Genomic DNA, 13,897 nt, shown 5'->3' with positions numbered 1-13,897 from the left:
TTAGAAAAACAGGTCAATCCATACAAAAAAACGAAGATGAGTTTTCTCACCTTCGTTTGACTAGTTAATTTGGCTTAGTCTGCCATGGAACGTCCTTGACGTTAAAGTAGGCTTTGACTAAATCATGCCCAATCTTCGAGTTGACTGTTTCCTGCTCCATATATGGAAGGAACACGGCCCACGCCATCTCTGGATTATCATACGGTGCCCAACCGACCAGGTTCGAGTTTAATGAGCGAACCGGTTGACCACTGCCATCTCGAAGTGCGATGCCGTCTTCACCATACACACTGACCTGTGCCGTTCCGGTTTTCGCTGCCGCATCAATCCCCGTCTGAGCAATGATTTTAGACGTACCACGTTCTCCTTTGACGACTCGGTGTAATCCTTCACGAACATGATCGATGTTCGCTTGACTGACTTCGATTCGGTTCAGGTAATTTGTTTTGAAGCTGTACTCGACTTGTTTTGTTCCATCTTCGATTGAATTCGAAGCCAACACTTCTTTTAAGAAGTGAGGCTGCACGCGATACCCCCCATTGGCGAGTGTCGAGATGTACTGTGCCACCTGTAACGGTGTAAAGGCATCATATTGACCAATCACTCGGTCCATCAAGAGTGTGACACGATCTGGTGTTCCTTGTACCCCTTTGGCTTCATAGGGTAAATCAATTCCCGTCGTGACACCTAAACCAAATTGGCTGTAATAGTTCTGCATAATCGCTGCTGCTGCATCAACACTCGCACCAGCCACACCATTACTCGGATAATTTGCCATCCGCATCGCGATGTTAAACATGTAGACGTTGGATGAACGTTCAAGTGCCGTCAGATCCGTAATCGGTCCCATGTTGACATACGACCCTTTTTTGGTACCACCGATCGTAATCGGAGCATCGTTGATGACTTCATTTTGACGAATGACACCTTCCTCAAGTCCCATCGCAACCGTCGCTCCCTTGATCGTCGAACCAATTTGGAGGGACGTCAAGACGTTATTGATGGCAACATCACTAAATTTGTTCGTTGACGTGTCGAGTTTTTGTCCGGACATGGCAAGGATTTCACCGGTCTGCGGATTCATGACGACGGCATATCCTTCTTTCAGATAGCCACTGCCCATGCCGCGACCCATTTTGATCGCTTGCTGCAAGATTTGGTCAACTTGTTTATTGTATTCCGCATCAACCGTCAAGACGAGATCTTTTCCTGACTCGCCTTCTTCACGGTTTGGTTCACCAACCGGTTCACCATTAAACGTTTCATACACATCATACGCCGGTTTCCCACGTAATAAATCTTCATATTGTTGTTCCAAGAATGAGGTTCCGACACGGTCATTTAAGCTGTAACCTTTTGCCTTAAACTCCGCTTGTTGTTCTGCTGGAATTTTCGAATACTTCCCGAAGATATTACGTAACGTACCTTCATAGGGGTACGACCGTTCATAAAACGGCTCGACCGAAACCCCTTTTAACGCTTCAAGGTTTTCATCGATGATTGCCATTTCTTTTGCGTCCGCTCCCAATTTAACAAGTTGCGGATCAAGGGCATAACCGACTTCCATGTTGTGCTTGATCGCGATGATTTCCATCGTCTGATCATCAAAATCGATATCTTTTTCTGTAATCGTATCGAGACGAAGTTGATCTTGTTCCGAAATCGATAATTTATCACGTTTTTCAGCATCCGGATACTTTTCTTTAACCGCTTGTTCATAACGCCGGTCTGACTCGTCACCATTGACAGCAATCCAGTAATCCTTCATATCCCGCTCTGTTACTTTCCAATCGTCTTTTGGCAACTTGATGATGGCTGCAAGACGTGACGCAATCTCAATCCGTTCGTCGACCTTTGTATTTTGAGAACGGCGGTAGACGATCGAATACTTCGAAATCGTATCGACTAATAATCGTCCATCGCGGTCATAAATCTTTCCGCGCGGTACTTCGTATTTCGAAGCAATCATCTCCGTTTTTTGGACTTCCCGTGAAATTTTTTCACCGTTCACAATCTGAACGACACCTAATCTAAAAATTAAAATCGCAAACAATAAAAACACTACAAAAAACATTAAGTTCAAGCGAAGCGGCAGGTGGTTCCGCCGTTTCCCTCTTACCGTGATTCGTTTCGCCATGGCGTACTCCCCTATCGTTCAAAAAGTCATCTTGTTTCATTATATAGAAGGAAACTTTCCATAACAACCTATCCCATCATTTTCCGCATTAAAAAAGAGCACCGGTTTCCCTTACGGAAAATCGGTGCTCCTATATACCGTTTATTTTGCGTCAGTGTAAAGCTTCGCAACGTGATCCCAGTCAACAACGTTAAAGAACGCATTGATGTAATCCGGACGACGGTTTTGATAGTTCAAGTAATAAGCATGCTCCCAAACATCAAGTCCAAGAATCGGCGTTTTGCCTTCCATGACTGGTGTATCTTGGTTTGGTGTTGAAACGACAGCTAATTTACCACCGTCCACGATGAGCCACGCCCAACCTGAACCAAAACGTGTTGTTGCTGCTTTTGCGAATGCATCTTTAAACGCATCGAATGAACCAAATGACTCGTCGATTGCTGAAGCAAGTTCGCCAGTCGGAGCCGCTCCGTCGTTCTTTTTCAAGAGTTTCCAGAAAAATGAGTGATTCCAATGTCCACCACCGTTGTTACGGACAGCTGTTTGAATGTTAGCAGGAAGCGAATCAAGGTTTTGAAGCAACTCTTCAAGTGATTTCCCTTCGTGCTCTGACCCTTCAAGTGCCGCGTTGACGTTCGTGACATACGTGTTGTGGTGTTTAGAGTGGTGAATCTCCATCGTACGAGCATCGATATGTGGCTCCAGCGCATCATAAGCGTAGCCGAGTTCTGGTAATTCAAATTTTGACATTTTCATGTCCCCCTTTATCCTATTTTCGGAATTTCAGTACTCTTTAAGACTAGCAAAAATAGTTGGTCAGGCGCAAGCAATGACCCTTAGAAATTACTGTTCGTCGCGTGGAGCGAATACAGAGACGCCGCCGCCCGGAACCGGGAATACACCAAATCCTTCTTCATCGATGACGACCGGTTCTTCCTGGTGATTCGTATAATCGAACCAGTGCTCTCCGGCACGTAATTCACCAACGAACATCCGTTTTTCACACATATCCGCGTTCGACAGTAAAACCGCACAGCCTGAGTTCGGGAATTCTTCGACACCACGACGGACCCAACCGACACAATGTGGATCGTCGAGATAATCTTCTTGTTCGCCATATGCTTTATGGTAACGAGCGTACAGCAAGGCATTGATCATCTCTTTTTTACCTTCGACCGGGTGAGGTCCTTGGACACCATAGTAGTCACCGTAGAAAACACATGGGTAACCATCTTTACGAAGGAGTACCGATGCATAGGCATGTTGTTTGAACCAATCGTCAATCCACGATTCAAGCGATTCACCTGGTTGCGAGTCATGGTTATCGACAAATGTCACCGCGTTCGTCGGGTGCGATTCGACGAGCGTATCTGCAAATAATGTCGTTAAATCAAATTCTTGTCCCTGTTGCGACGCTTCATGAAATTTATAATGAAGCGGCACATCAAACAGATCGATCGTATAATCCACACTGTCTAAAAATTGACGGCAATCATCTAAATCCGATTTCCAGAACTCACCGACCATATAAAACCCTTCTGGATTATCTCCAATCATCGATTTTGCGAATTCATTAACGAACTCATAGTTGATGTGTTTGATTGCATCCAATCGGAATCCTTGGCAATTGATTGTTTCTTTGAACCAATTTCCCCAATTGATCATCTCTTGACGGACTTCCGGGTGGTTGTAATCAATGTTTGCAAACATCAAGTAATCGTAGTTACCGAACTCATCATCCACCTGGTCGTTCCAGTCTTTATTTTTACCGGAAATTTTAAAGACACCCGTTTTTTCTTCACGCGCATCAAAATCCGTTCCATTGAAAAACTCATGTGACCAAATGAAATCAGAGTATTTACCATTTCGACCCGGGAACGTAAACTTCGTCCACGCATCGATTTCAAATTCTTCTGAAATTTCTTGCGAACGGTCTTCCGGGTGTACTTCCACGACTTTAATCGTTTCTAATTCATCCGCTGCCGCTTTATGGTTCATGACGACGTCAGCATAGACGGCAATGTCATTTTCATGGGCAACTTGAATCGCTTCAATCAATTCATCTTTTGTCCCGTATTTCGTCCGGACCGTTCCTTTTTGGTCAAACTCCCCTAAATCATAGACATCGTAAATGCCATACCCTGTATCTTCATCTGATTGTCCCTTTGAAGCGGGTGGAATCCAAACAGATGTGATGCCTGCAGCACGCAGTTCCGGCGCTCTCTCTTTTAAGCGTTGCCAATGCTTTCCATCATTTTCTACATGCCACTCAAAAAACTGCATCATTGTATGGTTACGTTCCATCTCTCTTCGCTCTCCCTTAAATTGCCATAGTATGAATAGTATTGTATTAACATTATTACAATATCTTTAATATTCCCCAAGGAAGCAAAAATAAACGCACACTCCAAAAAAAGAGTGTGCGTTTCTAAAATGGACCCTGCAGGACTCGAACCTGCGACCGGACGGTTATGAGCCGTCAGCTCTAACCAGCTGAGCTAAGGGTCCTTAAGTAATAGTAGCGGCGGAGGGAGTCGAACCCACGACCTCACGGGTATGAACCGTACGCTCTAGCCAGCTGAGCTACACCGCCATGATCAATTAAAACAACTAATATCAGATTACTGGAATTGAACTTGAATGTCAATAAATTATCTCACAAAAACAAAGAGGAATTTCTTTTCGGAAATCCCCCTTGTCTCATTTGTCTATTCACGCTGTTCCTGAACGTTGTTCGAGTACGAGATCTGTAATGTTGACAGCATGATCCCCGATCCGCTCTAGGTTCGATAATAAATCAACGAAAATCATTCCAGCTTGACCGGTACACTCCCCTGCATTAACACGCAAAACATGGTGTTTGCGGAATGAACGCTCAAAGGAATCAAGTTTCCCTTCTAACTCAAGCACTTGACGTGCTAACGAAACATCGTCCGTTTCAACGGCTTTAATGGCTGTCCCAACGATTTTCTGAGTCAAGACGTACATCTCGTCTAGCTCTTTTTTCGCTTGACTCGTAAAGACAATCCGGTTGACGATTTGGAAATCAACGAGTTCGATGACGTTTTCGACGTGATCACCGATCCGTTCAAAGTCATTGACGGCATGCATCAAGAGTGAATGGTCATTTGATTCCCGTTCCGACAAGTCGTGCGCTGCGACTTTGACGAGATAGCTCGTCACTTCTGTATTCAGATGGTTGATGGCATATTCGATTTGATCCGCTTCAGACACATCTTTTTTATCATGCGACTGTGTATAACGGTGCGCTTTACCAAGCGCTTCTTTCGAGAACTCACCCATCCGTAACACTTCGAGTTTCGCTTGATTCAATGCAAGTGACGATGATTGATTGAGGATGTTTTGATCCAAGTGACGTGGTTTTGAGTCAACCGTCGTATCCGTTCCCGGAACGACTTTTTGGACGAGCCACGCGATTTGCGCGATGAACCAACATTGAATCAATGTGTTGACGACGTTAAACGTCCCGTGTGCAAATGCGATTTGCATTTTCGGTTCAAGTTCAAGCGCACCTGTGATCCAGGTGATGAAACTCGAGAATACAGGCAAGGCAATCAAGAAGAGGATTGTTCCGACGATGTTGAAGATGACGTGCGCCGCTGCCGTCCGTTTCGCTGCAATCGATGCTCCGAGTGCTGCAAGAACAGCCGTAATCGTCGTACCGATATTGTCACCGAACAAGACGGGCAAAGCGGCCTTGATATCAATCATCCCTCCATCATATAACTCTTGCAAAATTCCGATCGTCGCAGATGAGGATTGGACGAGCATCGTAAAGACCGTCCCAACAAAAACACCGAGTAAAGGACTATCTGACATCGAGACTGTCAGGTCACGGAACCACTCACTCGATTCAAGAGGTGCCATTCCGTCACCCATTAATGTCAATCCATAAAAGAGAGCTCCAAATCCAAAGAAGATTTGACCAATGTATTGAATCCTTTCTTTATTGAAGAAGAAAATCAAGAATGCTCCGATTGCAATCGCCGGGAGTGCCGCTTCCTTCACATTAAAGCCGATGATAAAAGCAGTGATTGTCGTTCCAATGTTCGCCCCCATGACGACACCGATTGCTTGACGTAAATTCATCAATCCGGCACTCACTAAACCGACGACAATGACGGTTGTTCCGGATGACGACTGGATCAAGACCGTGACGACAATACCAGCCAAAATCCCGAGAAACGGGTTGGAGGTATACTTATCTAAAATGTACCGTAAACGGTCTCCCGCTGTTTTTTGAAGACCATCTCCCATATACTTAATACCGAATAGGAAAATACCCAGTCCACCGATAAAGGTGAAAATCATTTCCTGTAAATCATAGTTCATCTTGTCATCTCCTCATATACAAAGTGGAATTGATTTGTTGTTAAGAATTCATTATTTCAACCTCCACTATTATGTAAAGGTCTAGTGAACTTGTAAATAGTTTTTCAGACATTCGATTGTTAAGGTTTTATTAATCTGTACCGATACAGATTAACCCTTTAAATAAAAGGTTTTTCATCAAATCAAATCTTGTTATAAAACAGAAGAAAGAGTGATTTAATTGCATTTTTTAAGTCAACTACTTAATTACTTACAAACCACCCTAATTCCAAATCGCCCTTTTTTAAAGACTCGCTTGGCAGATGTTTCCCTTTATTTTTGTGGATTGACTTGGATTTCCTTGTGGACGACGGTAATCGACAGCCTGTTTCTCGAACAATCGATCCCGTTTATCATCTGGTTCATTCTCCATTTCATCTTTATTGCAATTGCCGTTTTATTATATCTGTTGTTCGTGTCTTACTTAAATCGTTGGTTCATTCAATGGATCTTGCCAAAACCTTGGGCGTTTCGACAAGTGTTTCCTTATACCGTCGCAGCAAACATTTGGACGTTCCCGATCGGCGTCTTTGTTTATCAACTCGGATACTCTTCGGTCGGTGTCGCGATTCTATTAGCCGGACACCTCTTGTATTCATTGCTTCCACTTTTCCTGGCCCGTCGAAATAAGAAGCCCGCTCGAAATTTCTCTTAACAACCTTCTCATTGGAGCAATTTTTGAGTTTCAATGCCCGTCCAGCGACGGATTGACTTTCATCTATTCGTGTTAAACAATTGTAAATGTTCGATTTTCGTTCTTGTTTCTCGATTTTTAGGGAATAGTTCGATATGATAGTACAAGTAGTCATAAACAATCTGGCGTTATGCCACAAAAGGAGATTTTCGATATGCCGAAAATGGTCCATCGCTCTAAGACTCGTCCCGTTCGTGTTGGGGACCTTGTCATTGGTGGAAGTAATGAAGTCATCATTCAAAGTATGACGACAACAAAAACACACGACGTCGAAGCGACTGTCGCTGAAATTTTACGTCTTGAAGAAGCAGGATGCCAAATCGTCCGTGTTGCTTGTCCGGAAGAACGTGATGCGTTAGCACTTGCAGAAATCAAGAGCCGGATCAATATTCCGCTTGTCGTAGACATTCACTTCAACTATAAACTCGCTCTCATGGCCATCGAAGCGGGTGTCGATAAAATTCGGATCAACCCGGGTAATATCGGACGCCGCGAGAAAGTCGAAGCGGTCGTTACGGCAGCAAAAGCGAAAAACATTCCGATTCGGATTGGTGTCAACGCCGGTTCGCTCGAGAAACACATTCTTGAGAAATACGGTTATCCGACAGCTCGCGGGATGGTCGAAAGTGCTTTGCACCACATTAAGATTCTTGAGGATCTCGATTTCCACGATATCATCGTTTCGTTGAAAGCATCTGACGTACAACTGGCGCTCGAAGCATATCAGTTAGCCTCTGAGTCATTCGACTATCCGCTTCACGTCGGAATCACGGAGTCTGGTCCACTACGTACCGGTTCACTGAAATCGGCGGCTGGTCTTGGTGCGATTCTGTCACGCGGTATCGGGAATACAGTTCGTGTCTCACTTTCTGCCGATCCAGTTGAAGAAGTAAAAGTCGCAAAAGAAGTCTTGAAATCATTTGGTCTCGCAGCAAATGCCGCAACATTGATTTCTTGCCCGACATGCGGACGAATTGAAATCGACTTGATGGCAATCGCAGCAGAAATCGAAGACTACATCGATAAAATTCAAGTCAACATCAAAGTTGCTGTTCTCGGTTGTGCCGTCAACGGTCCTGGTGAAGCACGCGAAGCAGACATCGGTATCGCCGGTGCGCGTAACGAAGGATTGCTGTTCCGTCATGGAGAAATCATCCGTAAAGTGCCGGAAGCAACGATGGTTGAAGAATTGAAAAAAGAAATCGATGCGATCGTTCTTGAAAAAGAAGCGGAAAAAGAAGCCGCAAAAGCTAGTCAAGCGTAATCAAAAAGAGTCCTCCCTATGGAGCGACTCTTTTTTTCGTTTCTGCTTTTCGACTATGTTATACTAGTGGCAGAAAATTTATAGAATGTTGGTGATGTAAGTGAAAATCGGAATTGATATTGATGGAACAATCACTCATCCTTCTTCGTGCTTTAACTATATGAATAAATATCTCGGGACATCGATTGATTTTGAGATGGCCTCTGAATACGAACTCCATACCTATACGGACATGGAACAGATCGAGTTTTGGGAATTCATGGTCAAGTCAGGTCATGAACTCGGCATCTATCGGGAGTCCGTTCCACAGGAGCTTGTCAAACAACATCTGTGGGAGTTACGTAAACAATATGATCTTCACTACGTGACGGCGCGATCGGAAATCGTCCGCCCTGTGACGGAAGAGTGGATCAAGCAACACGAATTGCCACTTGATTCGTTGATCATGACAGGTTCCCACGATAAAGTACAAGTCGTTCGTGATTTGTCGCTCGATCTCTTCATGGAGGACCGGCTTGAAAATGCGATTCAAATTGCGGAAGACACGTCGATTCCGGTCATCTTGTTTGATGCACCGTACAACCGGCGTGCGATTCCTGAAAACATCGTTCGCGTCTCGTCTTGGAACGAAGCCGTTCAGGCAATCCATAAGTTTGCGCCGATTCGCTAAAACAGCCTTTATTGGCTGTTTTTTCTGTATTTTGCGGTTCGAGTATCGTACAATGATGACAGATTCCAGATTATCTCATTTTTACATAGTGCTAAACGTGAAAGGATTTCTTTATGCTATCGACCCTTAACATCTTTTTTCTGAATATCTGTATCATTTTTTTAGTTCTGTCCGTGACATTTTACCTCATGCGCAACCGGCTCCCCATCCAACGTGATTCCAAAATCTCGACCCGTTTTTACTTTGGGTTGGCCAACGGTCTGACAGGCATCTTACTGATTCATAACTCGATTTCCATCAATGGCGCCTTTATTGACTTGCGGTTATTGCCACTCGCCTTATCCGCTTTATACGGTGGACCAATCAGTATCATGACGACGGGTTTCCTGTTAATCGCCTACCGGATTCTCCTCGATACGGGCGAATCGATGATTGCCTTACAAAATTCCATCATTACGTTAGTCAGTTTCATCGGACTTGTCTTACTCTGTACACGGTTCATTAAACAAAAGGCGACTTTGTTTACGGTCATCGTCACGATCGGCTCTCTACTCGTTTTAGTTCGGATGTTGTTAAGTGAAGCAGAAAACAATGCGTGGCAATCGATTTATGTCCCGTACTTTTTGATCACGATTTTTTCTTCTCTCCTGTTTTACCGGTTGTCCGGTCTGTTGCAAGAGCATTTTGTCCTGTACTCGTATCAATCCTACTTGGCTTCGACCGATCAATTGACACGACTTGCCAATCGCCATGTCATCATGGATAGAGTAGCGGTTCTTGAACAGGAGCAAGCTCCTTGGGTCGTCATCCTGTTTGACTTAGACTACTTCAAAGCCGTGAACGACCAATACGGGCATGCCGTCGGCGACGCCGTCTTACGCCACTTTTCTGTTTTGCTGACCCAAGAATGTCCGGACGACGTGACAGTCGGTCGGTATGGCGGCGAGGAATTCATCGCCATCTTTCCGAATACATTTAAGATTTCTCCCGTTCAATTGGCACAACAGATTGTTTCGACTGTGACGAAGACCCCTTTCGTCATGCAAGATCATGCCCTGTCCATCACCGTCTCAGCCGGTGTTGCCTTTGCTCGACGCCAATCCGCAAGTATCGTTTTTAAACAGGCTGATGCTGCATTATATGAAGCGAAGAAGAATGGACGAAATCAATCCCATCTGTATTCAAACTAAAACGGAAGCGACGTCAATCCGTCACTTCCGCTTGTTTCATTTGCAGCAGGCAAATGATTTCTTCAAGGACAACAGGTTTTGCAAAAAAGTAACCCTGGAATAGATGAATGCCGATATTTTTCGCAATCCGAACCTCTTCGCCCGTCTCGACACCTTCTACGATACATTCAACGTGCATCGATTGACTGAGTTGGAAAATCGATTCTAAGATCGATCGCCGCTTTTCCGACTCTTCGACTTGTTCAATAAATTGTTTCGGTACTTTTAACTGACGAAGCGGCAAGAGTCGTTCGAGGACGTGATACGAAGCATGCCCTGTCCCGAAATCATCCAGCGAAACCGGGAAATCGAGGGTCTTAATGCGCCTTAATGCCCGCAGAATCGGCTGGCTCTCAAAATCAAGCGCCTGACTTTCCGTAATCTCAATCTTGATTTGTTTTGGCTGCAAGGAATACTTCAGTAACATCCGTTCGATGAACGGCATGAATGAATCATGTGTCAGTTGGCGTGGCGAGACATTGACCGACAAACTGAAGTCATCCGGAACCAGTCCGATCAGCCGTTTCCTCGTTTTACAGCCCTCTTCAAAAATCCATTCTCCGAGACGAATGATTAAATCGCTTTTTTCTGCGATCGGAATGAAAACAGTCGGACGTCCTGCACCTGGGATGGGGCTGTTCCAACGGACAAGTGCTTCAAGTCCAATGAATCGGTCCTGATCGGAATCATACTGCAATTGATAAACAAGATAAAAATCTTGATTGACGTCCGCTTGTGATAAGGCTTGAGCCGCCTCGACCCGAAGTGCCTGTTCGTCTCTCCACTCTTGATTGAGACACATGACTTTTTCTGAATTCCGGACGCTTTCCGGAAGTGCGGATGTAATCTGTTGAATCCGTTTCGTCATGCTTGATGGTTGGACTGTCCCGTCATCGATGACGATATATAAATTGACGTAAATCTGATGCCGGTCGACTTGATAAGGAGCCGACATCTGTTGGCTGAGTCGCTCCATCTCTTCTTGACAAGACACGCCAGGAGGCTTTTCCATCACGACGACGAGGGTCCCCCCCTCGACACGAACCATCCCTAAATGCGGTGGCAACAAGGTTTTAAGGCGTTCGATACAATCAAATAACACCCGTTCTTGAATCTCATCGCCAAAATATCGAGCCAACTCATAATAATTTTCAAGGTGAACGCCAACTAACAACAGTTGTTGATGGTGCGGCTGTGCAAAACGTTCTTCCAGTCCACGCATATTCAGAAGTTGTGTTTGTAGATCATGACGGGCTGCGTCATGTAATTGATTCGCCAGCATTTGAAGACGATGCAGATGGCGAAGGTGAAGATGATTAATGATAAAAGCAATACAAATCGCAATCCCAATCATTCCAAGTCTGGCATAGTGATCGGTTGGATCAATTTCGACTGAAACCGTCTCCGATTGGAGCATGACATATCCATTGGTCGCAACGATAATGACGACGGCGTACCACATCATGATCCGATCATACGCAATCAAGGCAATCATTAAAAATAAAAAGCAACTTGCCCATACTGTAACCGCAGCGTACGGCAACAAACTAATGGACGTAACCGGAATGATCAGAAACATGACGGATAACAAATGCGATTGGTAACGGTTCGATAATCGACTGCGACTGATTAAAAAGGTCATCAGACCAATAAGCACCAGTATGCTGATAATCGTTGATCGATTTAAGTACGCATTTTGAATTGTTTCATCCGTCGTGATCCAAAAAATAAGTGCTCCTGCACTCATCAAAAAAAAGGAAAAGTTACCAATCCACCTTTGCTGATTACGAACGATTTTATCCACTGTCTTGATGGGCATCGGTCTCCTCCTTCCTAAATCGGATAATTGTCTTAACTTTTTGACATCACTTCATGATACCCCTGCCCTCCCATTCCTAGCAATTATTTCCTGAAAAAAGACATGCCCCTTCATTTGTTCAAAGAAGACATGTCTGTTTATCTGTTACGTTATTTAATAAGATCATCATTTTTCGACTTGACCAAGTTGTTCAATGACGTCCGTCGCGGTGATACTACTCGGATGAATCCGTTGCTCCAAGTGTTTGGACGCTTGCGCATACCAAGATACCCCCATTGCAATCAATTGCTCGAGCGGTACCTGTTTGTAGTGTTTACGTTGCCCGAGCAAACTTGTAATCAGACCGAACAACGTATCGCCACTACCGCCTTTTGCCAATCCACTTGATGCCCCGGCAACCACATAACCGCCGCCGTCTGGTTTGGCGATTAGGATCACATGCGCTTTTAAAACCACAGTCACTTGATGCAACATCGCATAATCACTTGCCTGTTCAAATAAATCGTCTTGGACGGTCTGAACGGATTGATTCGTCATCCGTGCAAATTCTCCGATGTGTGGCGTGACGACAATTGCCGCTTTACGTTCCGGATAACGATCCCGGATCAATGCGCCCGCATCCAAGACGATCGGAATGTCTTGGTCAAACAAAAGATCCAGCCAGTCCGAGACGGAGTCCGAAACTAAACCGGGTCCGATTCCAGCGACATCCACTTGCGAGACCATCTCTTGAATTGCTTCTGTCGTCTGATTGAGGACCATCGCTTCCGGAGCATTGACGATCAATCCAACTTGCGCCGTCGGAACCGTTGCGACCTGAAGTTTCCCGACGCCGGTTCGAAGAGCAGCACGTGCCGCCAGTTGAATCGAACCCGGCATGTGTTCGCTACCACCAATCAACAACGCCGTGCCGTATGTTCCTTTATGACCATATGCGTCACGGGTCAACAACGGCGCAATCGACTCGGAAAATAACTGCCATCCGCCAAATGCCGGTAATCCTAAATCAATCTTCTCCAAGCGCCCAAAAAACGGAGCGGTCTTCAACAAGAAAGCAGACCGTTTAAAGGCGTGAAGCGAAAACGTCACATCTGCTTTTATTCCCTGACCGGAAAACCCAATGGAATGATCGGTCGGAATGCCACTCGGAACGTCAACGGCATAAAGTGTTGCCCATTGTTGTTGCTCACACACCCAACCAAACAAATCGGTCAGCGGTTTCGTCAGGCGGGATTGATCAAACCCCGTCCCAAACACAGCATCGACAATCACATCGTATTGTCCACACACTTCCTCTGTCACTAGACCAAATTTTTCAGCATACCGTTGATGTAGCAAAGCAGTTGGTGTTTTCACCTCTCCAAACGGCGCATGAACCGTGACATCATAGCCGTCGCGCATCAGTTCACGGCCAATCACATAACCGTCTCCCCCATTGTTACCTGTCCCGCAAATGATCAGAATCCGTTCTTTATTCGTATGCATGCTCTTGATTCGCTTCGCTATTTCATTACCCGCCCGTTCCATCAAGACTTCAAGCGGCAATCCGGATGTTTTTGCCCACTCATCGATTTGCCTTGCTTCCTGTGCCTCATAAATCATTTTCATCACCTCTGTTCGTCCTATTCCCCTTTTAGCTCATTTCAAGCAAAAAAGCCCTTTGAACCATCAAAGGACTTTCCGGCATCACCT

At 45.1% G+C, this 13,897-nt stretch carries 10 protein-coding genes and 2 tRNA genes; 4 read left to right on the top strand and 8 right to left on the bottom strand.

Translation table 11 applies throughout. From position 1 onward, the window contains the following. Nucleotides 1-64: 64 nt before the first annotated feature. From BLD48_RS00820 to BLD48_RS00795, 6 genes are all read right to left on the bottom strand, one after another. The gene (locus tag BLD48_RS00820; RefSeq protein ID WP_071498539.1) at nt 65-2,137 is read right to left on the bottom strand and encodes a peptidoglycan D,D-transpeptidase FtsI family protein; all 2,073 of its coding nucleotides are present in this window, start codon (nt 2,135-2,137) and stop codon (nt 65-67) included. A gap of 141 nt (nt 2,138-2,278) precedes the next feature. Beyond that, nucleotides 2,279-2,887: a superoxide dismutase gene (locus BLD48_RS00815; protein ID WP_071498538.1), complete on the bottom strand. Its 609-nt coding sequence runs from the start codon at nt 2,885-2,887 to the stop codon at nt 2,279-2,281. A 93-nt stretch (nt 2,888-2,980) separates the two neighbouring features. Then, on the bottom strand, nt 2,981-4,441 hold the full coding sequence (locus BLD48_RS00810) for an alpha-amylase (protein WP_071498537.1): 1,461 nt from the start codon (nt 4,439-4,441) through the stop codon (nt 2,981-2,983). A gap of 130 nt (nt 4,442-4,571) precedes the next feature. Beyond that, a tRNA-Ile gene (locus tag BLD48_RS00805) sits at nt 4,572-4,645 on the bottom strand. A gap of 11 nt (nt 4,646-4,656) precedes the next feature. Then, nucleotides 4,657-4,730 (bottom strand) — tRNA-Met (locus tag BLD48_RS00800). A 119-nt stretch (nt 4,731-4,849) separates the two neighbouring features. Continuing rightward, a complete protein-coding gene (locus tag BLD48_RS00795; RefSeq protein ID WP_071498536.1) occupies nt 4,850-6,490 on the bottom strand; it encodes a Na/Pi cotransporter family protein in 1,641 nt (546 codons plus the stop codon). Between the two features lie 340 nt (nt 6,491-6,830). Between BLD48_RS00795 and BLD48_RS00790 the strand changes: the two genes are divergently transcribed. The 4 genes from BLD48_RS00790 (at nt 6,831) to BLD48_RS00775 (ending at nt 10,347) form a co-directional block, all read left to right on the top strand. Beyond that, the gene (locus BLD48_RS00790; RefSeq protein ID WP_236629895.1) at nt 6,831-7,184 is read left to right on the top strand and encodes a hypothetical protein; all 354 of its coding nucleotides are present in this window, start codon (nt 6,831-6,833) and stop codon (nt 7,182-7,184) included. A gap of 193 nt (nt 7,185-7,377) precedes the next feature. Beyond that, complete coding sequence (ispG, locus tag BLD48_RS00785; protein ID WP_026833607.1) at nt 7,378-8,487, top strand: flavodoxin-dependent (E)-4-hydroxy-3-methylbut-2-enyl-diphosphate synthase; 1,110 nt, start codon at nt 7,378-7,380, stop codon at nt 8,485-8,487. A 100-nt stretch (nt 8,488-8,587) separates the two neighbouring features. After that, nucleotides 8,588-9,157, top strand: a complete 570-nt coding sequence (locus BLD48_RS00780) for a 5' nucleotidase, NT5C type (protein ID WP_083412208.1) — start codon at nt 8,588-8,590, stop codon at nt 9,155-9,157. A 188-nt stretch (nt 9,158-9,345) separates the two neighbouring features. Further along, nucleotides 9,346-10,347: a GGDEF domain-containing protein gene (locus tag BLD48_RS00775; protein ID WP_161487685.1), complete on the top strand. Its 1,002-nt coding sequence runs from the start codon at nt 9,346-9,348 to the stop codon at nt 10,345-10,347. Nucleotides 10,348-10,360: 13 nt separating this feature from the next. Here the strand turns inward: BLD48_RS00775 and BLD48_RS00770 are convergent, their stop codons facing one another. Together BLD48_RS00770 and BLD48_RS00765 are read right to left on the bottom strand one after the other, a co-directional pair. Beyond that, nucleotides 10,361-12,205 (bottom strand): GGDEF domain-containing phosphodiesterase, encoded by a 1,845-nt coding sequence (locus tag BLD48_RS00770; RefSeq protein WP_071498534.1) that lies wholly within the window; start codon nt 12,203-12,205, stop codon nt 10,361-10,363. A gap of 165 nt (nt 12,206-12,370) precedes the next feature. After that, nucleotides 12,371-13,813 (bottom strand): NAD(P)H-hydrate dehydratase, encoded by a 1,443-nt coding sequence (locus tag BLD48_RS00765; RefSeq protein WP_236629894.1) that lies wholly within the window; start codon nt 13,811-13,813, stop codon nt 12,371-12,373. Nucleotides 13,814-13,897: the final 84 nt, after the last annotated feature.

The sequence above is a fragment of the Exiguobacterium sp. KRL4 genome (genome assembly GCF_001870785.1).
Classification (GTDB): Bacteria; Bacillota; Bacilli; order Exiguobacteriales; family Exiguobacteriaceae; genus Exiguobacterium_A.
Note: the sequence above shows the minus strand (reverse complement) of the source record. Positions and strands in the feature narration are given on the sequence as shown.